Here is a 23,574-nt window from a genome sequence, read left to right as displayed (position 1 = left end):
TCTCATTATTAAAATTCAACATTTACCCCAAGGGTTATGGTTCGCGGTGTTGGATACCTTCCATTGTCTACTCCGTTAAGCAACGCATCCTGGTTAAAGGCACCAACTTCTGGATCGTACCCGCTATAATCTGTAAACGTCAGCAGGTTTTGTGCACTAGTGTAGATCCTTAATTTAGACAGGTAAAATTTGTTTACGACTTCAGTGGGTAGTGTATACCCGAAAGTAAGATTCTGAATACGTAAGTAGGTACCGTCCTCGACATACCGGTCGGACACCCTGATGTTAGGATGGCCTAGCGAACCTACAGGTCTTGGAAGTTCGCCATCTATATTATCCGGACTCCAGAAATCTATAGCTTCAGCAAGTTGATTTTGATACAGGTTGGTATTTAAGGTTGTTGCTCTACGCGTAAGATTTAAGATTTCGTTACCTACCGTTCCCTGTAAGAAAACGGAAAGTTCGAATCCCATATAATTAAATTTATTGGTGAAACCGTATGTGAAATCCGGGTTAGGGTTTCCTATAAAAGTTAAATCAGAATCATCTATAAAACCGTCCCCGTTTTGATCTACGTATTCAATATCCCCTAGCTGTGAAGTTTGGGCAGAGGTACCAAAAAACGTCTGCGGCGCCTGGGCTAGCTCCTCCTCTGTCCTAATAATCCGCCTGGTTTCCAACCCATAAAACTGGCCGATAGGTCTTCCCGAAGTCGTATTAGTTACTATCCCAGTAGTATAATCGTTAAAAGCTACGGATTTTTGAATACTTGCACCGCTATACACTGAAACAACTTCGTTATTATATTTAGATAATACTAGAGAAGAATTCCAGCTGAAATCTCCGAAATTTTTATTATATTTTACGGTAACATCAATCCCTTTGTTCTCCATCTCTCCAATATTGATATAAGGAGCAGCCACACCGCCTTCGTAACCCTGACCGCCAGTTAAATATAGTGGCAGTGGCGCCTGGTAAAGAAAGTTTTCTGAAGTTTTATTATATACCTCGACAGTAGTTGACAAACTATTCTCAAAAAGAGAGAAATCCAGCCCGATGTTTGTTTGTTTGGATGTTTCCCATTGCAGATCGGGATTATCTATATTACTAACGAGGAAGCCTTGTCCTAATCCGGTAGGTACGGCGTTAATTGTGGAACCGTAAAGATAGTTTCCTATCTGCTGATTACCGGTTTCCCCATAGCCTACTTTAATCCTAAGATTATTTAAGTGTTCATTGATATTCTCCATAAAATCTTCATTTGAAATATTCCAGGACCCCGATACAGCTGGGAAATATCCCCATTTATTTTCTTTCGCAAATTTGGAAGAACCATCTGCCCTAAACGAAGCAGTAAGACTATACTTATTATTAAAGTCATAAATAAGTCTGGTAAAATAGGAATATAGTGCCTGGCTTCCTTTATATTGATCCTGATAAATAAATTCATCGGGGTCGGACACGCTTAGCTCCGGTAGATTATTGCTTACAAAACCAGCACCCTGAACGCTTAAACCTTTCCAGTGTGCATCGTTCGCTTCCTGTCCTAAAAGCAAGGTAACATTATGCTTATCGAAACTTCTAGAATAGGTAAGCAAGTTTTTCACATTCAAGGAATAGGAATCCTGGTTACGCACATCTAGAGTTGCCCGATCGTTGATAGCACTTCCCCACTGGTAGGTTGGATTAAATTGTTTGTTATTATTAAAACTAGCATTACCACCTAATTCGAATCTGTACTTAAGGCCTTTGAACAAGTTTATTTCAGCAAATACATTTCCATAAAAATTTTTCGTATCCAATTGATTGGTCCTTAAAAGTGCTGAGGCTACTGGGTTAATAAAAGACCCCAGATTACCATCTTCCGGTGGACCTGCATAAGAGCCGTCCAGGTTTCTCACCGCAACGTCTGGTGTGCTTAATAAAGAAGTGCTAATAATACCGTTTTGCTGACCGTTTAAGGTAATATCCTGGTCAGTAAAACCGCTATTGATATTTACCCCCACTTTTAACCAGTCTTTTAATTTTGCGTCCAAATTGGTTAAAAAGGTATATCGTTTAAAAGCCGAACCAATTACAGTTCCTTCCTGATTGGTGTATCCTCCTGAAATATAGTAATTCACATTTTCCTTTCCCCCACCAAAAGATACCTGATAATTTTCAAACATCGCAGTCTGATAAATTTCATCCTGCCAGTTAGTACCATCACCTAACAATTGTGGCCTGGCAAATTCTATACGTGGGCTTATGCCATAAGTTTCGGCAAGATCATTCTGTAAAACAGCATATTCTCGCAGATTCATGACATCTAAAAACTTGCTTTGCTCTTGAAAAGAAACATATGAATCTAAGGTTAGACGACCTTTCCCACTTTTCCCAGATTTTGTAGTGATAATAACCACCCCGTTAGCGCCTCTGGAACCATAGATTGCAGTAGCAGAAGCATCCTTTAGTATATCTATAGATTCAATATCATTAGGATTAATTGATGAAAGAGGACTAACAGCAACATTACCCGCATTACTAAAATTACCTCCAGCTACAGGACGTCCACTGGTACTTTGATTAGTAGCATCCCCAGAAATAGGCACACCGTCGATTACGTACAGTGGCTCATTAGTTCCCGAAAGAGAAGAAGTTCCTCTAATCTTTACAGATACCGCACTACCGGGTTGCCCTGAATTATTAGTAACGGTTACACCTGCTGCTTTCCCTTGTAACATTTGATCTACAGAAACCTGGGAAAGATTTTGAATATCCTCTGCTTTTACCGAAGATACCGAAGAGTTCACATTACTTAATTTCTGAACCCCATAACCAATAACAACCACCTCTTCCAGGCTCTCCTGATTTTCCGATAATCTAACATTCACTTCCTTCTTATCGAGTACTAACACCTCTTTAGTTTCAAAACCTAAAAAACTGAAAACCAGAACGGTTTGATCCTGTACATCAATAGTATAATTTCCATTAAAATCTGTGGTCACTCCATTTGATGTATTTTTTTCAATCACATTTACGCCCATTAGTACGGTTCCATCAGCATCGGTAACCGTTCCGGACACTGTCTTCTGAGCCGTACCTACCAGACTTAAGAGCATGCAACCAATAATGCAAAAATGTTTAGAATTATAATGCTCAAATCTTTTAATTATTAGTAAAAGTCTACTCATATTACGATAACGTTTTAGTTGATGAATTCTTTAAATAAAGAGAAATTATTAAATAATTAACAATGACAAGGTAACTTGAATGCGTATTTAAAAATAATACTATTTACTCAATTAATAGTAAGATTTTATCAGTACTAAATTTCCTCAAAATGAAATAAACAAGTAACTAAATGATTCTATAAGGGGGAAAATTGAATATTTTGCGATGGCAATATGGAATACATTTTATAACAAGCTGCCACTTTGTTAGAAGTTCATACAATTTCGTAATTACAAAGGTTTCGATAAATCGAAACCTTTGTAGAATACTAAAAATGATATGACTAGAACGAACTCCATTCAAATAGTCTTAATATCCGGGATTTTGTTCTAAATTAGGGTTAGCATCAACTTGTTCCTGAGGAATTGGTAAAATATCTTTTCCGTTAGGAATGCTCACTCCGAAATGTTCTGAAATGTATCTAATATGTTCACCAGATCGTCTTAAAAGCCACCATAAAGAAAATTCTCCACCTAATTCATGCCTATATTCTTCAAGAATTATATCTAACATATTCCCAGAAGGTAAATTATTTAAGCCCGCACGATTTCTAACTTGCATTAAGTATTGTTCAGCTGCAGCATCATTTCCTACCCGATGATTAGCCTCAGCAAGACTTAAGAGCACTTGTCCATATCTTAGAAGGATCAGGTTTTGATCGCTAAAAATGTTACCAACATAAGCATCAATTAACGGGTTCCTCCAGAACTTTACTTCATAATAGCCGCTTCGACCTTCTTGTATCCATGGATTTTCCACGGTACCACAAGTATTGATACCTCCGTAATTTGCCTGAATATTTGGATATTCTGATATATTAATATCAGGGTCTGGATGTTCCTCTCCAGGGCCAATAAGTGTAGCAAGCTTTCTGGAATCTCCTTCTTCAAACGAATTATAATATTGTTCCGTAGGAACAGTATATCCTCCATAAGTTTGGATTTCTATAGGCATTGTAAACCATTGAAAATTATTCATATTATCATCATTACCACCCCAATTAGCCGCGCCGCTAGGAGAGTACATCTGAATTTCAAAGATAGACTCAACTCCATTTCTATTTTCATAATCATGAATATCTAGATAATTACTTTCTAAAGTATAACGTCCTTCTAAATTTTCGTAGGCACTAATTGCACTATTATAATCGTTTAGCCACATATAAGCATTACCCAGATAAGCATAGGCGGCTCCTCTGGTAACCCTCCCTGTATTTTCTGCATTATACGACCATGGCAAATATTGAATAGCCATCTGTAAATCTTGAACGACATGCTCAAATATCTCATTCTGGCTACTACGAGGGGTATATAAGCTTTCTTCAGAAGTGGTCGTAATATCAGTTACGAGAGGAACTCCTCCAAAATTCGATGCTAACATTGAGTAATAAATTCCTCGAAGCGCATAACTTTCCCCTATAAGTCGATTTCCATATTCTTCTTCAATATTTCCGGATTCAATCATATTTTCAATATTATAGATAGCATTATTAGCATCAACGATGCCGCCATACATTTTTATCCATAACTGGTTTATACCATCAAAATCCGTAGGCACCTCGTAGGTATTGAAAAAGGTATCACTCCCGATATTATAAAAATCAAGTGTTGAATATGTATTTGGATAATTCAGACCCTTAATAGTTGCTTCTACCATATCCATTTGCATGGCATCATATATAGATGTAACGGTTGCGGCTGCAGTCGTAGGATCGGAATACACTATTTCGGAAGTCAGACCATCGTATTGTTCATCAATCAGATAATCATCCGAGCAAGATATAAAGGCTGCTGACAAGCTTAAAGTGATTATTTTAATCTTATTTATTTTACCTAGCTTTTTCATTTTTCTAATTTTAGAATTGTAAGTTTAACCCAAGAGTTATTGTTGGAGAATTAGGATATGACCCAAAATCGATCCCTCTTGTTTGCACACCTCCGTTTCCATCTATATCTGTTGCTGTTCCTATCTCAGGATCCAGGCCACTATAACTGGTCAGCGTTATAAGGTTTTGTCCACTGATATATAAATTAGCACGAGAAGCACTGAAGCGTTCTAAAATAGATAGCGGTAAGTTATATCCCAGTTTAATGTTTCTTAGCTTTAAGAACGAACCGTCTTCAACAAAATAATCTGATATTCTTCCGTTTCGGTTAGTATCCTCAATAACTGCCCTGGCATAAGTATTAGATGGATTCGTTGGTGTCCAACGATTATTATAGTATTCCTGGCTAACATTCGTATATACAGAATTATATCCGTAGGCTCCCAGACTTTCATTCTGACTTTTGATAAAATTTAAAATATCATTTCCATAGCTTCCATATATTGCCAATTGAAAATCAAAATTTTTATAGGCTGCATTAAAATTTAAGCCTCCATATAAATCCGGAATAGGACTTCCGATAATCTCTCTGTCCTCAGCAGTGATTTCTCCATCCCCATTGATATCTTCAAATCTTCGGTCTCCGGGTGCGATGGGATTTAAACCATATGCAGGTTGATATTCTCCATCAGGTGCTCCAGCATTAAGCTGATCTATCTCTTCTTGAGATTGAAATATCCCATTTGCCCGATATCCATAAAATGCTCCTACATTTCCTCCCACATAGGATCGGGTAAACCCTGACCAACTGGTATTAAAGCTTGGTGTAAAATTTGAAGGGTACGTTACAAACTCCTGATTACCTAAATCTGTTATCTCATTTTCTATAACACTTATGTTTCCTGACAGATCCCAGGTAAAATCTCCCTCGGACTTACGATAGCCCAAAAGAACTTCAATACCTTTATTTTCAACATTTCCGGCATTAACGGCCATTGTCGTAAATCCGTTTTGAGCTGGAATTGTCTGATCCAGTAAGAAATCTTTAGCTGACTTATTAAAATAATCAATTGTTCCGTAAAATTTTGAGTCAAAAAGCTCAAAATCCAAACCTATATTTGTTTGTATCTGAGATTCCCAGGTTAAATCCGGGTTCGCAAGACTCGCTAATGACAATCCAGTTACGGGGGATCCGCCAAAAACATAACCTGAATTTTCCTGCGTAGCCCCTGAAGTATAGGTAGCCATATACCGGAAAGCTTCAATACCTTGACTATTACCAGTTTCCCCCCAGCTACCACGTAATTTTAATAAGTCAAATACGGAATTATCCATAAAGCTCTCCTGATCTAAATTCCATGCACCTGCCACAGAAGGGAATACTCCATATAAATTATCTGATGCAAATTTATTACCAACACCATCTCTTCGTACAGTAGCCGTAAAGGAATACTTTTGATCAAATACATAATTTAAGCGTGCAAAAGTACTTGCGAAGGTTGCGGTACCATTAGTTCCGGAATAATTAATTATTTCATTGGCTGATGAAAGGTCACGTATGCTATTATTTAGAAATCCTTGCCCGGTGGTTGCAATATTTTCATAAAGCTCTTTTTGAGCTGAAGAACCTAAAAGAATATCTAAACTATGCTTATCAAATACTCTTTTGTAATTTAGTAAAAGCTCACCTATATATTGATTGGTTTTAGACTGATTTACGGAATAGGAAGCATTTGCATTTTGATCATTCGCACTACGGAAATAGGTAGGCACGAAGCTACTCCCGCTATAACCATTATTACGATAGCCAAATTTCCCTGTAATTTTGAATCCGTCCAGAAATTCATAATCCAGAGCCATATTAGTTAATAAAGTAGTGCTATTATTATCATTATCATATAATAAAGCATTTGCAATGACATTAGTACTACTTGAAATCAACTGACTATCCGTAAAAACGCCATAGTTTCCATTATCGTCATATGGTGCAGCTATACCACTATTATTCAAATAAGGAACATTATCAAATATTCTGGCGAAACCATAGAAACCTGCCGCTAAATTATTATATGTTTCAGCGTAAGCATATTTAATACTTCCTCTGAACTTAAGTCCTTCTGCTATTTTATAGTCGGTATTTAATCCAATATTATAACGCTTGTACTTTGCTGAAACTACAATACCGTCATCATTTACCATTCCAAGGCTAAATGCAGTTTTGGATCTATCGCTACCTCCTCTAATACTTATATTATGAACATTTTTCACACCAGTGTCAAATGCATAATCCTGCCAGTTTACAGTTCTTAAATTAGACGGATTATTCCATTCCTCAAGAGTGTTCACACCCTGATCTTGACCAGTTTCCATAGCAAACCTGGCAAAGGTTGGGGCATCTAACATGTCAATTTGCTGTGGTACCGTTTGAATACTTACAAAATTATCTAATGAGACTACTACTTTTTCCGAAACCCCACTTTTAGTTTTTATAATAACAACTCCAGCATTAGCGCGCACCCCATAAATAGCAGCAGCAGATGCATCTTTTAAAACAGAGATACTTTCAATATCATTAGGGTTTAAAAAGGAAATATCCTGAGTTGGAAATCCATCAACAACATATAATGGATCATTACTTCCAAATGATGCAACTCCTCTTATATTGATACTCATTGCTGAGCCGGGGCTACCCGAATTTTGGGTTACCTGAACCCCAGACAATTTACCCTGAATAGCCTGATTTACATCGGTAGCAGGAAAGGTTTCCATATCTTCACTAGACATTGTGCTTACAGCTCCGGTCAAATCTCTTTTGGTGGCTGTTCCATAGGCTACAAGTACAACCTCATCTAAATTGTTGGCTCCATCTTGAAGAACTACATCAATAGTAGTTTGTTCCCCTACTAAAAATGATTGTTGCTCCATTCCGATAAAACTGAAAACCAGATAATCCTCAGGATATACCCCTTCAATTTGATAGTTACCGTCAAAATCGGTTACAACACCGTTATCTGTTCCTTGCAGAATTACATTAACACTTGGCAAAGGCATGCCATTGGCATCTGTGACGGTTCCCGTAATAGTCTTTTGACCAAATACTCCGAAACTGAGCAACAAGAAAAAAAGATACAAACTTTCTCTTATTTGATTCATAAAATATAGTTTTTACTGATACATTGTTTTATTTAAAAGCCACTACAACCTTTTCGATGCAGAATATAAATTATTGGGAATAGAGGCACTTAAATATTATCAAGATCAAATTTATACCGAGTTTCTTCAAAGAATTAATATTATTTTGTCAAATCATTATCAAAAAATAAAATTGAATGATAAATCATCGAATTATTTTACGTCAGCTTTATTTTTTATTCGATTTTAGTATTATCACTAATCCTTTTTATTATGAAATCCATCTTCTGTAACTGTTTTGTGTTACTATTCTTATCTATTTTTCTTAGCGGATGCACACGAGAGAACAATCCAGATACTTCTAATATTCTACCACTTAATGGAAATTGGCAATTTTCTTTAGACACTGCGCAAGTGGGAGTTCAAAAAGAATGGTTTTTGAAAACGCTGAATGATAAGATTGAATTACCTGGCACAACGGATCTAAGGAAAAAAGGAATAATCAATAAGGATACAACAACTTTACACTTAAACAGACCTAACAAATATGAAGGAGCTGCGTGGTATCGCAGAAAAATAAATATTCCTGCAAATTTTAAAGGCAAGCATGTAGAATTATTCCTGGAAAGAACTAAGGTCTCAAAAATTTGGATTGACAGCTTATACATTGGAAAATCCCATCTTTTGCAATCACCTCAAAAATTTGATATTACCAACTATGCTGCCCCAGGGGAGCATTATATAACTATTATGGTGAATAACGATTTAGATTTGACACCATATGGGAATGTTCACATCTACTCTGATGATACACAAACCAATTGGAATGGAATACTAGGAGATATGCACCTGGAAGCCTTTAATAATTTGAGAATTAATTCTATAAAAATACATCCGGATATACAGGCAAAAAGGATTACTGTTGATTTAGAAATAAACAATGATACTGATTATAAAGATTTTGACATCATTCTGAAGTTGAATAAAAAAGGGAAAACTCAGAGAGATGAAATTTCTTCAAAGCGATATAAGATTAAAGATCAATCCAAAATTCAATTAACATTTGAATTTAAAAATGATATAAAACTTTGGGATGAATTCGATCAACCATTATATGAACTTGAGGCCACCGTATATAAGGATAGCATCAAAAGTACTATTATTGAAGAATTTGGAATGCGTGAGTTTCAAGCAAAGGGAAGAAAATTTACTATCAATGGTCTTACCACATTTCTAAGAGGGAAGCACGAAGCGGCAGTATTTCCTATTACGGGTTATCCTCCGATGACTACTGAAGAATGGAAACGAATTTATGGAATTGCAAAATCATATGGCATTAACCATTACCGTTTTCATACTTATTGTCCTCCAGAAGCAGCCTTCAAAGCAGCTGACAAATTAGGTATTTATCTTCAGGTAGAGCTTCCTTTTTGGGGGGGTATGGATTCCGATTCCATCGCAAAAATGCAATTCGAAGAAGGTATAGCAATGTTAGATGAATACGGCAATCATCCTTCTTTTGTTTTATTTTCTCCTGGAAATGAAATTTGGAGTGGTCATGACCGGGTTGCTGAGTATATAAAAAAACTTAAAGCTTATGACAATCGTCCTCTTTATACCATGGGTTCCAATAATAATATTGGGTATTTAAAGCCTGGAGATTATGTAGATTTTTTCGTTGGATCCAGAACACCTTCAGCAAGTGATAGTATAGAAACACATACGCGTTTAACCCATGCTTATGCCGATAGTCATGAGGGAGGTATTCTGAACACAAAATATCCTTCAACCACCAGAACCTTCGATGATGCTGTATTGAGACTTTCAATTCCTGTAATAAGCCATGAAATTGGACAATACCAAATTTATCCGGACTACGAAGAAATTCATAAATATACCGGAGTATTGAAACCATGGAACTTGATATCATTTCAAAAAAATCTAGAGAAATCCGGCATGGCAGAAATGGACAGTATTTTCCAAAAAGCCTCAGGGGCATGGGCTGCACTTTGTTATAAAGCAGAAATGGAAGCTGCTCTTAGAACAGATAGCCTTGCAGGATTTCAGTTGTTGGATCTACAGGATTTCCCTGGGCAAGGTACCGCATTGGTAGGTGTTTTAGATGCATTTATGGATAGTAAAAATGTAATTTCAAAAGAAAAATGGAAACAATCTTGTAGTGACATCACACTTCTTGCTGAATTTTCTAAGTATTGCTGGACCACCGATGAAAAATTTCAAGCAGACATTATTGTATCAAATTATGGCAAAAGCTCAATAAATGAACCTTTACAATGGAGTATCACTTCAAAAGGTAATGACACTATTGCAGAAGGCCAATTCCAACCAAAAGAATCATCACAGGGGGGCAATACTTATATCGGTACTATTCGAGCAGATTTAAACCTATCCGAAAATGCAGGTAAGCTTAATTTACATTTAGAACTCAATAATTCTCTTAGCGCTAATGATTATCCAATATGGGTTTATAAGCCTAAGTCGCCAGTCGTTGCTAAAGAAGTTTTAGTCAAGCATAATTTAGATAATGAGTTATTCGATCGACTTAATGCCGGTGGAAAAGTGCTATTATTTCCAGATTCAGAAAACATAAAAAACAATAGTTTTCCAGGTCATTTCCCACCTGAATTCTGGAACTATGGAATGTTTAAATCCATAAGTGAAAATGTAAATAAGCCAGTATCACCAGGAACCCTGGGACTATTAATAGATTCACAACATCCAATCTTTGAAAGATTCCCTACCGATAATCATACAAACTGGCAATGGTTTTCAATTATAAAAGCGAGCAGTGCAATGATTATTGATCAACTACCCCATGAGCTCAAACCGATAGTTCAGGTAATTGATAATCTTGAACGCAATCATAAACTAGGGATGATATACGAATTGAAAATAGGCAAAGGAAAGTTATTAATATGCACCTCTCAACTTTCCAAAATTTTTGATCAACCAGAGGCAGTTGAACTTTATAACTCAATCATTAAATATATGGAGTCCGACAATTTCAATCCAAAGGTTGGTATTTCAAACACGGAACTTGAAAATTTTTTCTAAAAAAGTAATACTAGGAAATCATCCTTTGCTTTCGGAATATCATTATAATATTTCTGAATTTAAAATCACTTTTACTAATGGGAAAAACAATTATTCATTATCGCAACAAAAAATATTCGGCAGAATTAGAAAAAGGGGAGACATTTAAAAATTAATTTCAACAATAAATATTAAGTATATGAGATTTCAAAACATACGATGCACATTGGCTTTAATCGCTTTATTACTATCGCTAAAATCTGTTTCTCAAGAATTTTCAATTAGTTCTCCTAACAAGGAAACAGAGGTTAAAATAAATATAGCTGAAAACATATCCTTTTCTGTATATAAAAATACAAAACTCATACTTCCCCAGGCAACGATCTCGATTGATGTGAATAGTAATACATTAGGGAGCAATCCTATAATTAAAAAAACAAAAAACAATAGTGTACACAACAATATTCAGGTACCTATTCCATTAAAGTCAAAAAATATCATAGAGAATTTCAACGAACTTAATCTTTATTTCAAACAAGATTTTTATTTGAGTTTTAGAGTCTATAATGAGGGTTTTGCGTATCGCTTCAACACTACATTTAAAAATGACATTACCATTGATAATGAACAGTTAGATTTAAAATTCCCAAAATCCACAACGTCCCTTTTCCCATATGAAAAATCAACCTATTCTCACTATGAACAAACATTTACCCAGGTCGCGATCGACACTTTGGAGAAAGGAAAATTTGGAGCAATGCCTATACTATTTAAGGCAGATGAAATGAATATTTTAATTTCAGAAGCCGATTTGTATGATTACCCCAATCTTTTCTTAGAAAGTGATGGAAATGGAAATTTAAAAGCAAAGTTTCCTAAAGCTGTAGCCAAAACTGAACCTGTCGAGGGTAGTTCAGGTGATCGAAACCTTGTAATAACAGAGGAGTTTCCATATATTGCTAAAACAAAAGGAACCCGCAGCTTGCCCTGGAGAGTATTTATAGCCTCTGCTAGAGATAAAGATCTAATCGAACAAGATCTTGTTTATTTGTTATCCAGACCGTCCGAGTTAAAGAATATTGATTGGGTTAAACCAGGTAAGATCGCATGGGATTGGTATAATGCAAATAATTTATACGATGTAAACTTTAAAGCTGGATTAAATACAGAAACCTATAAATATTACATTGATTTTGCCGCTGATTATGGTTTAGAATATGTGATTCTTGATGAGGGTTGGACAAAATCTACCACTGAAATTTTAGAATTTAATCCGGAAATAAATGTTAAGGAACTTATAGCTTACGGTAAAAAGAAAAATGTAGGAATAATTTTATGGTGCCTGTGGAAACCACTCGATGCTAATATGGAGCAAATTCTTGATACCTATGCCGATTGGGGGGCTGTAGGAATTAAAACAGATTTTATGCAAAGAGCAGATCAGGAAATGGTTAATTCCTATGAGAAAATTGCAAAAGAATGCGCCAAGCGTAAACTTTTGGTTGATTTTCATGGGGCTTACAAGCCTTCTGGACTTAGAAGAGCTTATCCTAATGTTATTAGTTATGAAGGTGTTCACGGAAATGAAAATAACAAATGGATTGATGATGTTACCCCTACACATAATTTAATTTTACCTTTTACCAGAAATGCCATAGGTCCTATGGATTATACGCCAGGAGCTATGAGAAATGCTCAACTTAAAAATCACGCTGTTATTTTTGATCGTCCAATGAGTATGGGGACAAGAGCACATCAGGCAGCAATGTATGTAATTTATGAAAGTGGCCTACAAATGCTTTGTGATAGTCCCTCATCCTATTTAAAAGATAAAAAAACGGTAGAGGTTATCTCTAAAATTCCTACAGTTTGGGATAAGACTAAAGTGATTGAAGCAAAGATTGGAGAATACTTAACCATAGTAAGAAACAATGGTAAAAATTGGTATTTAGGATCTATGACAGATTGGTCTGAACATGAATTAGATCTTAAATTAGATTTTCTAACTGATGGAGCTAACTATGAAGCAACAATCTTGAAGGATGGTTTAAATGCAAATCATTATGCAGAAGATTATGAGGTTGAAAAAATTCGTGTAGATAGGACTTCGAATCTCCACCTAAATCTGGCTAAAGGTGGTGGAGTTTTAATAATCTTCAAGCAGGTATAATAAACTCAATGATAATATATAATAGTTTATAGTATTAAATTTTAAAGGGAGAACAAATTAAATTGCTCTCCCTTTTTATTTATAAATTCAATCTAAAATGCTTATGCCAATAAATTTTATTCATGGAATAGTTATCCAAAACAAAATTTACCTCAGAGTTTGTTAAGGTTTAAATTTAGCTCATAGTGAACACTCCGTCCTCCTCCTTGTGGTTTCAAAATTCCTTTAGAAGCCATATCCTGTAAATCTCGGGTGGCGGTGGCTTTTGAAGTTTTGGTTAATGATATATATTTCTTTGCGGTCATTCCTCCTTCAAAACCTTCAACACCTTTATCAAACATTTTTAAGATCACTTTTAACTGACGATCATTTAAATTCTCCCGATGTTGATCCAGAAATTTTGCTTTCTTTAAAATAAATCGAATAACTGCTTTAGCGTTTTTCTGGGCGGTCAAAATAGTATTACAGAAGTAAACAATCCAATCCGTAATATTCAGGGAACGTTGAGCCATTTTTAAGGCTTGGTAATACGCTGCTTTATTTTGTTCGATTGCAGTGGATATACTTAATACTAATACTCTACCTAAAGATTCAGAAAGACATTTATCAGCTATGGCTCTACCTATACGTCCATTTCCATCTTCAAAAGGATGTATCGTTTCAAAATACAAATGAGCAATAGCTGTTTTGATCAATGAACTTCGAATATCATTATTTTCAATATCAAATTTCTTGTACCACTGTATGAACTGTTTCATCTCCATAGGAACACGATGAGATGGAGGAGCTTCGTAATGAATTTCTTCTCTACCGTATCTCCCTGATACTATAAGCATGGGTTCCTCTCCAGACCGATAAGTCCCAGCCTGAATATACCTGGATCTGGTAAATAACATCGCTTGCCATCCCTTAATTAATCGCTCGCTTAGAGGTTCGGAAAAGTTTTCTCTTACCTCCACCATCAATTCTGCAATCCCCCTGGCATTGATATCTCTAATAGTAGCACCATTTCCAATACCTAATCGATTTTTGATCGATGACATTACATCCTGACGACTGTAATATTCCCCTTCAATCGCTGAAGTTTTAATGGCCTCATCGATCATAAATTGTATAATCGCATCTTGTCTAAAGTCAGAAGGCAGGCTATCTATAATCCCTTTAACTTCACCCGTCTCTGAGGCAAATTCAATAACAATATCATTGATTGCTTTTGATTTATAGTCAAAATAAGGCCAATTTTCAAGTTGCCAGTTATACATATGAGCCAGATAAATACATTATTCAAATCAAATATATGACTTTTTTGAGCCGAATAAAATTATTATTCGGCTCATTCGTGATTACAGTAACGGATTCTAACTAAGTTAACACGGAATACATTTTTTATTCTATTCTATATTCAGCATTGTTTATCGATATAGTTATTAACAATTGACCGATTTAAATATTTCAAAACATTAAATCTGATCAATTTGATTCAAATAAAATTTAAGTTGAAATATAATTTGATATGACTTAAATCTAATTGAAAGCATTTTAGTGTAATTGCCTAAATCATAGCCCACTGTGAATAACTACAGACGTATCAGTCGCTATTTATTTGCGTTTAATACTACTTTTATCGATAGAATTCTACTATAGATTACAAGACGTCTTGTTCATTATTAATTTCTAAATCAAATACCAATGGACAAGTTTAAATTAGAAGAAAAACTCGACAGGATTGAAAATCTTCTTTTGGGTGTAAAGAAAGTACTGACCTTTGATGAGACCTGTGATTATACAGGAATCTCTAAAAACTACCTGTATAAACTTACCGCCTCTGGTGCTATTCCACATAGTAAGCCTAATGGAAAGCGCATCTTTTTTGATATCCATAAGCTTAATTCCTGGCTTCTTCAAAATGAACGGGTGACCAAAGAAGATCTTAATACTCCCATAGTTGACCAGCTGCTGGATCAGTAAGCACATTCTTTTCATTTTTTAACCTGCTGTATTCTCAGCACAAATTCATCTATTATGAAAAGTATACCATATTTAAGGGTAGGGACTTCGTATTATAAAAAAGTCAAAGCACCTACCATTGCCGGACACTTCAATGAGCTTTTGCTGCCCTGGAGTGTGGAGACCATTCGACAGGATCATGGGAAATCATACCTGAGTAAAATTGCAAAATATGATGGTTTTACCTGTATTCCCGATCACCTGAATTTTAAACCGGTCTATCATAATTTCTACAATATTTATTCCCCGTTAAGTAATATTCCAATACAAGGGGAATTAGGTTTTAGCCTGAATTTTGTCCAACATATTTTTGGGGAGCATTTTGAATTGGGATTGGACTATCTGCAACTATTATATACCAAACCGGTGCAAACCTTACCGATCCTTTGTTTGGTTTCTAAAGAACGTTCCACCGGGAAAAGTACCTTTTTGAAATGGCTGAAAAGCATTTTTGAAAATAATATGACCTATCTGACCAATGATAGTTTTAGTAGTCAGTTTAATGCGGATTGGGCGAATAAGCTACTAGTCTGTATTGATGAAGTGCTTTTCAACAAAGAAGAATTGACCGAGCGCATCAAATACCTGAGTACCACCAACATTAATAAGTTGGAGGCTAAAGGGAAGGATAAACGGGAAGTGGAATTCTTTGGAAAGTTTATCCTATGCAGTAATAATGAGGATAACTTTATCAAGATTGATGGAAATGAAACCCGGTTCTGGGTGCTTAAAGTGCCTAAAATTACAGCTGAAGAAACGGATTATCTCTATCATCTTAACCGGGAAGTTCCGGCCTTTCTTCATTTTTTAAAACACCGTCAATTGCATTCCAAACATCTCACTAGGATGTGGTTTCATCATTCTCAGTTAAAAACGCCAGCCTTAAAAAAATTGCTTGCCAATAATCGTAACCGGGTAGAAAAAGAACTGGCCACCATTTTACTAATGGGTATGGATCACTTTAATATCGATGACATTCAACTCTGCCCGATTGATGCATTACAACTACTGAATCGGACACGGATTAAAACGGATCTTACCCAGCTTAGACGACTGCTAAAGAATTCCTGGAAATTAGAGAATCAAAAGAATACATTTTGCTATCAAAGATTGGTATGGTGGGGGGATGGATCGATAGAACAGCAGGAAGCGAAAGGACGTTATTTTAACATTTCAAGGTCGTTTCTGACCGAGAATTTTGATGAATTGATGAACGGGGAAGGTTAAGCCCTGTATTTATAGGGGTTTAGTAGCTCATCATTTATTCATCAAATGTTCATCAAAAATAAAAGTGATGAATAAAAGCCTGCTATTGAAAATAAAAATGATGAATTGATGAATTTTTGATGACAGCTTCAGCTCAATGTCTATAAGGGCTTAGGAGGGGTTCTCATCAATTCATCAAAAAAATCCAGAAAATAGAACGCTTATGAAAATAAAGAAAATATGCTGTGAAGATGCTCGTAATTTAGACATCGTACACGTACTCGCTAAATTAGGTCATTATCCCAGCAAAACAACGGTGAAAGAAGCCTGGTTTCTGAGTCCCCTGCGGTCAGAAACACAGGCCTCTTTCCATGTCTCTTATCGTAATAATAGATGGTACGACTTCGGATTGGGAAAAGGTGGAAATTGCCTGGATCTGATTATTGCATTGAAACAATGTTCCATTACTGAAGCTTTACAATTTCTGGCCAATGATCAGCAGCTATCATTTACAGATATTAAAAAACCTTCTTTGTCTTTTCATAAGCAGATTTCTAAAAAGGAAAAGGAGGGTATTAATATACTTTGTGTTCAGGAACTATCAAATTTTCAATTACTCCGTTATGCTAAAAAACGTGGTATCCCGAGAGAACTGATTCGTGAATTGACCAGTGAAGTACATTTTGAATTACATGGAAAACCGTATTATGCCATTGGTCTACAAAATAGACGGGGAGGCTATGAGCTTCGGAATGCTTTTTATAAAGCTTCAAGTTCTCCGAAATCCTATAGCTATTTTCAACAAGATGGAAATGGGCTGATCATTACCGAAGGTTTATTTGATTACCTGTCTTTAGCGCTATTGGATCCTGAACTATTCTTTACCCATGATCATATCATACTCAACTCCCTATCCTTTATTCAGGAAATTATCAAAGGCTTTGATGGTTATAATGATCCGATCTTATTATGCCTGGATCATGACCCTGCCGGAGATCGTATGACTTCGTATTTACTAGAACATTTTGCTCAGGCCATAGACCTGAGATATCGATTTTACCCACATAAAGATCTTAACGAAAAACTCTGCCATGTTCGACGAGAAAATACCCTTTGAAAATGAAAAGAAATCTTCCTATTCCTTAAGCTTTGAAAAGCTAAAAAAAAGGGAAGGCAAAACGAGGATTTCCAATGATGGGGACACGGGTTCCCATCCAACGGAAAATTCTAATATAGATCCTAATTCAAGATGTGTGTCTGTGGACACAATCTTGATTGCTCCCCATGGTCGCAATGAAAAAAAAGAGATGTTTAAGGGGAAGACCTCCTTAATCAAATTCAGGTGTACTTTGTACCAGAAAAAACTACTGAACATCAAGGCTAAAAGATCGGGATTAAGTCTGAGTGAATTTTGTCGAAAATCTGCGATGGATCTGCCCATCAATGAGCGGATGAGCGATGATCATATTGCTATCTACAAGGACCTGGTGAAATTTCATAACAACTTTAAGTCGATTGGGAATATGTTCCGAAAACGGGATCCCAGGTTATCTACTGAAGTTTATAAACTGGCCGAGGCGATGAAGCAACATATTAAAAAACTGGATCTATGATTGGTAAAGGAAAATCCATTAGTCATACCCAAGCTTCCATGAAGTATGGATGGAACCAGGAAAAGGAGCCAGAGATTGTCTACGCTCAAAATATCGTGGGAGATTCTCCGCAGGAAATTAGCCGCGAGTTTGAACAGATCCAAAAGCTGAATGAGCATTGTGAACGTAATACGCTTTCCTTTGTCCTGAGTCCTACCATAGAAGATGGACGCACACTGGATCAGCAGAAACTCGGAGAACTGACCAAAGACTTTATGCGGGAGATGAAACTGGGCGAGCGACAGGCAATTGCTTTTGTGCATCAGGATAAAGAGCATAAACATGTGCATCTGTATGTGAACCGGATTGATTTTGATGGTCGAGCCTATAAGGATAATTTTATTGGTAAACGTAGTCAGCATGCTGCCGAGCGGGTAGCTCATGAACATCAACTGACCACCGTTCGTGAGGTACAGCTCATACGAGAGATTAATCTTACCGATATCCGTTTGGAAATCAAACGTCGGCATGAGCTGACCATGAAACAGTTCAAACCGGAAACGTATAAAGCATACATGCGAGGGATGGAAACCAATGGCGTAAAAGCCATTCCATTTATCAATAAGCAACAAAAACTACAGGGCTTTCGGTTTGAATTTGATGGACACAGCCTCAAAGGGAGCGCCGTTCACCGCTCCATGAGTATGTCCAATATTGGGAAGCAAATGGCACGGGAACATGGCCTCGAAAAATTTAAAGAACTCAATAAAGCAATTAGCCTGACGAAAAGCCCTGAACCGGTGCAAATCAGCTTAAAACTATTGAAAGAAATCACGAAAAAAGTAATTAAAAAGTCTATATCCAAAGGCATGGATATCGGATATTAAACCTCTTGAATTATGGCAAGAATTGATGAACTATCGGAATTGTTATGCTCCGAGCTGGCAAGCTTTGAGCAGCATATGAAACGACTGGAAGAAATTCACTCACAAGGGATCCACCTGGATACTGAAGACCTAATACGACGACTTTCAAGTCTGGAAGATACCCTGGATTTTGAAAAGAACGAATATGAGCGGATTTCTACGGAATTAGCCAATACCATTAAAGAAGCAAAGATCTACCCGAAATGGGCGCTGGTTGTCTTCTTTGTGTCTTTGAGTTTGAATATTATTGGTATAGCCTTTTTGGTATTTAGCTAAGTATCTTATTTAATAATGGATACTAAAAATCCATACAGCTTTAGGACTAAATATAGGCAAGTTAGCTATAAATCACTGACAATGAATAATTAGTTATCTTTATAGTAGCACCCCTCCGTTAATAATACTTTATTAGGTATGGAACTCGCATTCCTTCTTATTATTTTCATGGTCTTTTTCGTAGGCTCTGACTTTGTCATGAATGTGGTAATTCCTAGAATGAAAGGGAATTTTGGGGAACGCAGAGTTGCCGCTAAACTTCGAAGGCTTCGTAAAAGAGATTATATTGTCTTAAACAATATCCTTATACCATCTGGCCAGGGCAGTTCCCAAATTGACCATATCGTAATTTGTTCTTCGGGTGTTTTTGTAATCGAAACGAAACATTATAAAGGTTGGATTCATGGACATCAAAAATCTGAAAATTGGAGCCAGACCATTTTCAAGCATCATACAAGGTTTAAAAATCCAATTCGACAAAATTGGACTCATATATTTGCTTTAAGAAAAATTCATCCGAACTTCCAGAAACTAAAGTACTATCCTATTGTTGTTTTTTCAGGACGTGCCCGGTTAAAGAATGTGACTTCGGAACTGCCTGTATTGTACCTGTGGCAACTCGTACGATACATTAGAACAGAAAATCACCAGAACCGATTATCACCAAGCCAAATGCTATGGATTGCAGAAACCATTAAGTCCACAAAATTTAAAAAGAAGAAAGGATCGAAAAAACCATAACCGCTACGTTAAATGGCGCATTAACCTGTGAATCCTGCACTAAAAACGCAATATTAAAACTATTGAATTTTAAGAATGGTATTTAAAATATTTAGGTTCTTATATTTGCAATGAAGCGCGGGAAAATCTCAAGCTTCGTTCAATAAAGCCGATGTTCCTATGTCGGCTTTATTCGTTATTAGCATCACTCTCCATTCCTTTAGCAACAACCTGCATATCTTTTGCAATCTTTTCATCAAGAACTTTTGCATAAATCTGAGTAGTTTTTAAAGATTTATGTCCTAACATTTTCCCAACAGACTCGATTGGCACCCCTTTAGAAAGCGTTACCGTGGTTGCAAAGGTATGTCTAGCCAAATGAGTGGTTAAATTCTTTTTTATTCTACATAGGTCTGCTATTTCCTTAAGATAGGCATTCGACTTTTGATTAGACATTACCGGCAGTACATTGTCACTAAATTTAACTCTTGGATGATCTTTATACTTAACCAAAATGTTCTCCGGGATTTGTAATAGAGGAATACTACTTAAAGAATTTGTTTTCTTCCTTTTAGTCTTTATCCATCGTTGATCACCGTTAGAAACGATATCATCCTCAGATAGTTTCTCTATATCTGCAAAAGCAAGACCTGTATAACAGGAAAAAACGAACATATCCCTTACCAAATCTAATCGAGTGATATCAAAATCTTTTTCGGACAACCTTTTTAATTCCTCATCATTTAAATAATCCCTATCTGAAGTTTTCCAGGTCCCTTTCCAATGGAAAAAAGGATCACTACTAATCCATTCATTTGCTAACGCGATCCTAATAATCTTTTTAAAATTTACAATGTATTTAATAGAAGTATTATGCCCACATTCCTTTTGAGATTTTAAGAAGTGTTCGAAACCACTAATAAATGAATAGTCAACCTCTTTAATTGGCATATCCTTTACTTTAAATTTAAACTCGAGGTAATCTTCAATATGCTTTATGCAGGCTTTATAACGCTGTAAAGTTCCTTTTGTGTAGCCTTTACCAATGAGCCCTTCCATTTGGTCATTATGCTCATTAAAAACTTCCACAAGCTTGTACTCCCTCTCCTCTTTCCCCAGATAAATATTCCTTATAATTTTAGAGGAAATATTCTTATGCTCCCTAACTAAACGATCATGGATATCGTATAACCTAGTACGTATGTCATCGAGGTATCTTTTAATGATCCTTGCTTCTCCAGAATTACCTCGAGTACTATTTGTACGGGAATTCCATTTACTCACTTCTATTTTTCTGGAAGTAGTAAAATCTGATCGATTACCATTATACGTGATTCGAACATAAATAATAGCTTCATTCGTATGTTTTGAAGTGGTCTTTTTTGGATAAAAAATAATAGATAGTGAATTATTCATCGGTGCTGGTATTAAAATATGCACCTCAAGGTAGTAAAAGAAAGTGTTAAAGAAAAGCTGCAAGCCTTTTATTAACAGTGCATTAGGAGTTTCGAGGTGCATATAAATCGACGAAAAAATATGCACCGAATTAAGCACCAAACACTTAGGTTAATATGCGTTAAAATGATAGTTAGGACAATAAAAAAAGCCTCTAAATCATTGATTTAAAGGCCTTTTGCTTTTATTTAGTATCCTAAAAGCGGTCTGGACGAGACTCGAACTCGCGACCCCCTGCGTGACAGGCAGGTATTCTAACCAACTGAACTACCAGACCGTTGCGTTATTGCGAGGGCAAATATACTGCAGTTTTTCAATCGCACAAACTTTTTTTCGCATTTTTTTAATCTTTTTTTTCTTTCGCTAAGCAAGCTTTTGTCTTTCAACAAAATAGGACTGTAAAATTTTATTGAAATTTTTATTGATATCTACGGGAACGTAACTAATGCGGTACTTCGCACATTCTAATTTTAAATTTTCGAAGTAATCTTCGATCGCTTTTTTATAATTTTCCTGAATATTTTCTGAATACAAATCGATTTCATCACCGGTTTCTACATCAAAAAATCGCTTTGGTGTATTCTCAAAACTAAAACCCAACTCCTTTTCGCTATCTAAAACATGAAATAAAACCACTTCATGCTTATTATATTTTAAATGCCGAAGCGCTTCAAAAAGTTCAGCTTCTTCTTTGTCACTTTGAAACATATCTGTAAAAAGAAACACTAAAGAACGTCTTTTTAATTTCTCGGCGATTTGATGAAGATAGGTGTAGGTTTGTGTTCCGTGTTTGGCTCCTTCAGAATTTACTGCTTTTTCCAGATTATTCAGCAATAAATGATGGTGGCGCTCTCCTGCTCTTTCTGGTGCGTAAAATTCAAATTCGTCACTATACACACTTAAACCAACCGCATCGCGCTGGCGCTTCAATATGTTCATGATACAGGCAGAAGCTAAAGCCGAAAAACCGATTTTATTCAGTTTAGAGAGACTTTGTTTCTTTAGTGAAGGATAATGCATCGAAGCCGAATTATCGATGATTAAATGGCATCTTAAATTAGTTTCTTCTTCGTAGCGTTTGGTATACAACTTATCGGTCTTTGCGTAAAGCTTCCAGTCGATATGCTTGGTACTTTCGCCCTGATTGTAAATTTTATGCTCGGCAAACTCCGCAGAGAAACCGTGAAACGGACTCTTATGCATTCCTGAAATATAACCTTCCACGATTTGCCTGGCTAAGATTTCCAAATTTAAAAAACCTTCAGTTTGATGTACCTGTTGTTGTAATTTCAAAATCGAAATATTTGTTGCTGGAATATACGAAAACAAGTTGATAGAAAAAGCTGTTAGCTTGTAGCTTTCAGCGTTCAGCTAAATTTAGTTGACAGTTGACAGTTTGCAACTGAAAATAGTCAAAAATCTTTTTGTCATTTCGAGCGTAACGCAGTGAAGTCGAGAAATCTATTGAAGCTAGAGATCTCTCCGCTTCGCCTGCCTACCGGCGAGGCAGGGTCGAGAGGACAATTACCAAAAGTGATATTCCACATTCAAAATTCAAAAGAAAAAAATGCTAATTCTTGGTTCTTGATTATCTTTTCTCCTGTCTAATCTCCAAATTCTAAAAACGTTCAGCGTTAAGCGTTAATGATTTACGGAAAAACTGTCAGCTTTCAGCTAAAAACAGTCAAATATCTTTTTGTCATTTCGAGCGTAACGAATTGAAGTCGAGAAATCTATTGAAGCTGGAGATCTCTCCGCTTTGCCTGCCTTCCGGCGAGGCAAGGTCGAGATGACAATTTACAAAAAGTGATATTTCGCATTCAAAATAATTTCGGATTCCTAATTCTTGATGCTATTTTCACTAATCTAAATTCTAACAGCGAAGCGGTCTAACTTCTAATATCTCACAGCGCAGCGATCTCAATTCTCAATACTAACTTTTAAAACACAAAAAAGCCCGGTAAAAACCGGGCTCAATATTATTTAAAATCGATGTGA

Annotated in this window: 15 protein-coding genes and 1 tRNA gene; 9 read left to right on the top strand and 7 right to left on the bottom strand. The window is 36.1% G+C overall.

All coding sequences use genetic code 11. The annotated features are described in order from the left end of the window. Nucleotides 1–8: 8 nt before the first annotated feature. From BM201_RS04325 to BM201_RS04315, 3 genes are all read right to left on the bottom strand, one after another. On the bottom strand, nt 9–3,173 hold the full coding sequence (locus tag BM201_RS04325) for a SusC/RagA family TonB-linked outer membrane protein (protein WP_092540129.1): 3,165 nt from the start codon (nt 3,171–3,173) through the stop codon (nt 9–11). A gap of 349 nt (nt 3,174–3,522) precedes the next feature. Continuing rightward, nucleotides 3,523–4,935 carry a RagB/SusD family nutrient uptake outer membrane protein gene (locus BM201_RS04320; RefSeq protein WP_175486975.1) on the bottom strand — a complete coding sequence of 471 codons (1,413 nt, stop codon included), beginning with the start codon at nt 4,933–4,935 and terminating at the stop codon, nt 3,523–3,525. A 133-nt stretch (nt 4,936–5,068) separates the two neighbouring features. Further along, on the bottom strand, nt 5,069–8,191 hold the full coding sequence (locus BM201_RS04315; protein ID WP_092540127.1) for a SusC/RagA family TonB-linked outer membrane protein: 3,123 nt from the start codon (nt 8,189–8,191) through the stop codon (nt 5,069–5,071). Nucleotides 8,192–8,443: 252 nt separating this feature from the next. Here BM201_RS04315 and BM201_RS04310 point away from each other — a divergent pair, with 252 nt between their 5' ends. Together BM201_RS04310 and BM201_RS04305 are read left to right on the top strand one after the other, a co-directional pair. Continuing rightward, nucleotides 8,444–11,245: a sugar-binding domain-containing protein gene (locus BM201_RS04310; protein WP_092540126.1), complete on the top strand. Its 2,802-nt coding sequence runs from the start codon at nt 8,444–8,446 to the stop codon at nt 11,243–11,245. Between the two features lie 178 nt (nt 11,246–11,423). Next, nucleotides 11,424–13,394: a glycoside hydrolase family 97 protein gene (locus BM201_RS04305; RefSeq protein ID WP_092540125.1), complete on the top strand. Its 1,971-nt coding sequence runs from the start codon at nt 11,424–11,426 to the stop codon at nt 13,392–13,394. Between the two features lie 152 nt (nt 13,395–13,546). On the opposite strand, the gene BM201_RS04300 is transcribed toward BM201_RS04305, so the two are convergent. Further along, complete coding sequence (locus tag BM201_RS04300; RefSeq protein ID WP_092540124.1) at nt 13,547–14,656, bottom strand: Fic family protein; 1,110 nt, start codon at nt 14,654–14,656, stop codon at nt 13,547–13,549. 427 nt (nt 14,657–15,083) lie between these two features. Here BM201_RS04300 and BM201_RS04295 point away from each other — a divergent pair, with 427 nt between their 5' ends. From BM201_RS04295 to BM201_RS04265, 7 genes are all read left to right on the top strand, one after another. Further along, the gene (locus BM201_RS04295; RefSeq protein WP_092540123.1) at nt 15,084–15,362 is read left to right on the top strand and encodes a helix-turn-helix domain-containing protein; all 279 of its coding nucleotides are present in this window, start codon (nt 15,084–15,086) and stop codon (nt 15,360–15,362) included. A 54-nt stretch (nt 15,363–15,416) separates the two neighbouring features. Then, complete coding sequence (locus BM201_RS04290) at nt 15,417–16,628, top strand: primase-helicase family protein (RefSeq protein WP_092540122.1); 1,212 nt, start codon at nt 15,417–15,419, stop codon at nt 16,626–16,628. A 202-nt stretch (nt 16,629–16,830) separates the two neighbouring features. Next, on the top strand, nt 16,831–17,724 hold the full coding sequence (locus BM201_RS04285) for a toprim domain-containing protein (protein WP_092540121.1): 894 nt from the start codon (nt 16,831–16,833) through the stop codon (nt 17,722–17,724). Then, nucleotides 17,699–18,220, top strand: coding sequence for a mobilization protein MbpA (gene mbpA / locus BM201_RS18205; protein WP_245758589.1), 522 nt, complete (start codon nt 17,699–17,701; stop codon nt 18,218–18,220). The genes BM201_RS04285 and mbpA overlap by 26 nt, the downstream gene beginning before the upstream one ends. Next, nucleotides 18,217–19,086 (top strand): relaxase/mobilization nuclease domain-containing protein, encoded by an 870-nt coding sequence (locus BM201_RS04275; RefSeq protein WP_092540120.1) that lies wholly within the window; start codon nt 18,217–18,219, stop codon nt 19,084–19,086. The genes mbpA and BM201_RS04275 overlap by 4 nt, the downstream gene beginning before the upstream one ends. Before the next feature lie 12 nt (nt 19,087–19,098). Next, the gene (locus tag BM201_RS04270) at nt 19,099–19,401 is read left to right on the top strand and encodes a DUF6730 family protein (protein ID WP_092540119.1); all 303 of its coding nucleotides are present in this window, start codon (nt 19,099–19,101) and stop codon (nt 19,399–19,401) included. 219 nt (nt 19,402–19,620) lie between these two features. Further along, complete coding sequence (locus BM201_RS04265) at nt 19,621–20,142, top strand: nuclease-related domain-containing protein (protein WP_175486974.1); 522 nt, start codon at nt 19,621–19,623, stop codon at nt 20,140–20,142. Between the two features lie 168 nt (nt 20,143–20,310). Here BM201_RS04265 and BM201_RS04260 read toward each other — a convergent pair whose 3' ends face one another. The 3 genes from BM201_RS04260 to BM201_RS04250 all read right to left on the bottom strand — a co-directional run bounded on the left by BM201_RS04260 (nt 20,311) and on the right by BM201_RS04250 (nt 22,869). Continuing rightward, nucleotides 20,311–21,537: a site-specific integrase gene (locus tag BM201_RS04260; RefSeq protein WP_092540637.1), complete on the bottom strand. Its 1,227-nt coding sequence runs from the start codon at nt 21,535–21,537 to the stop codon at nt 20,311–20,313. A 242-nt stretch (nt 21,538–21,779) separates the two neighbouring features. Next, nucleotides 21,780–21,853 (bottom strand) — tRNA-Asp (locus tag BM201_RS04255). Nucleotides 21,854–21,939: 86 nt separating this feature from the next. Further along, nucleotides 21,940–22,869, bottom strand: coding sequence for a DUF58 domain-containing protein (locus tag BM201_RS04250; RefSeq protein ID WP_092540117.1), 930 nt, complete (start codon nt 22,867–22,869; stop codon nt 21,940–21,942). Nucleotides 22,870–23,574: the final 705 nt, after the last annotated feature.

Origin of the sequence: Zunongwangia mangrovi (assembly GCF_900112105.1) — a bacterium.
Taxonomy (GTDB): domain Bacteria; phylum Bacteroidota; class Bacteroidia; order Flavobacteriales; family Flavobacteriaceae; genus Zunongwangia; species Zunongwangia mangrovi.
The sequence above is the reverse complement of the archived record's forward strand: the minus strand, read 5'-3'. Positions and strand labels throughout refer to the sequence as shown.

Coding starts and splice junctions, on each gene's coding strand:
- BM201_RS04285 (WP_092540121.1), top strand. CDS start 16,831: ATGAAAATAAAGAAAATATGCTGTGAAGATGCTCGTAATTTAGACATC.
- BM201_RS04300 (WP_092540124.1), bottom strand. CDS start 14,656: ATGTATAACTGGCAACTTGAAAATTGGCCTTATTTTGACTATAAATCA.
- BM201_RS04265 (WP_175486974.1), top strand. CDS start 19,621: ATGAAAGGGAATTTTGGGGAACGCAGAGTTGCCGCTAAACTTCGAAGG.
- mbpA (WP_245758589.1), top strand. CDS start 17,699: ATGTTCGACGAGAAAATACCCTTTGAAAATGAAAAGAAATCTTCCTAT.
- BM201_RS04260 (WP_092540637.1), bottom strand. CDS start 21,537: ATGAATAATTCACTATCTATTATTTTTTATCCAAAAAAGACCACTTCA.
- BM201_RS04290 (WP_092540122.1), top strand. CDS start 15,417: ATGAAAAGTATACCATATTTAAGGGTAGGGACTTCGTATTATAAAAAA.
- BM201_RS04325 (WP_092540129.1), bottom strand. CDS start 3,173: ATGAGTAGACTTTTACTAATAATTAAAAGATTTGAGCATTATAATTCT.
- BM201_RS04305 (WP_092540125.1), top strand. CDS start 11,424: ATGAGATTTCAAAACATACGATGCACATTGGCTTTAATCGCTTTATTA.
- BM201_RS04295 (WP_092540123.1), top strand. CDS start 15,084: ATGGACAAGTTTAAATTAGAAGAAAAACTCGACAGGATTGAAAATCTT.
- BM201_RS04275 (WP_092540120.1), top strand. CDS start 18,217: ATGATTGGTAAAGGAAAATCCATTAGTCATACCCAAGCTTCCATGAAG.
- BM201_RS04315 (WP_092540127.1), bottom strand. CDS start 8,191: ATGAATCAAATAAGAGAAAGTTTGTATCTTTTTTTCTTGTTGCTCAGT.
- BM201_RS04310 (WP_092540126.1), top strand. CDS start 8,444: ATGAAATCCATCTTCTGTAACTGTTTTGTGTTACTATTCTTATCTATT.
- BM201_RS04270 (WP_092540119.1), top strand. CDS start 19,099: ATGGCAAGAATTGATGAACTATCGGAATTGTTATGCTCCGAGCTGGCA.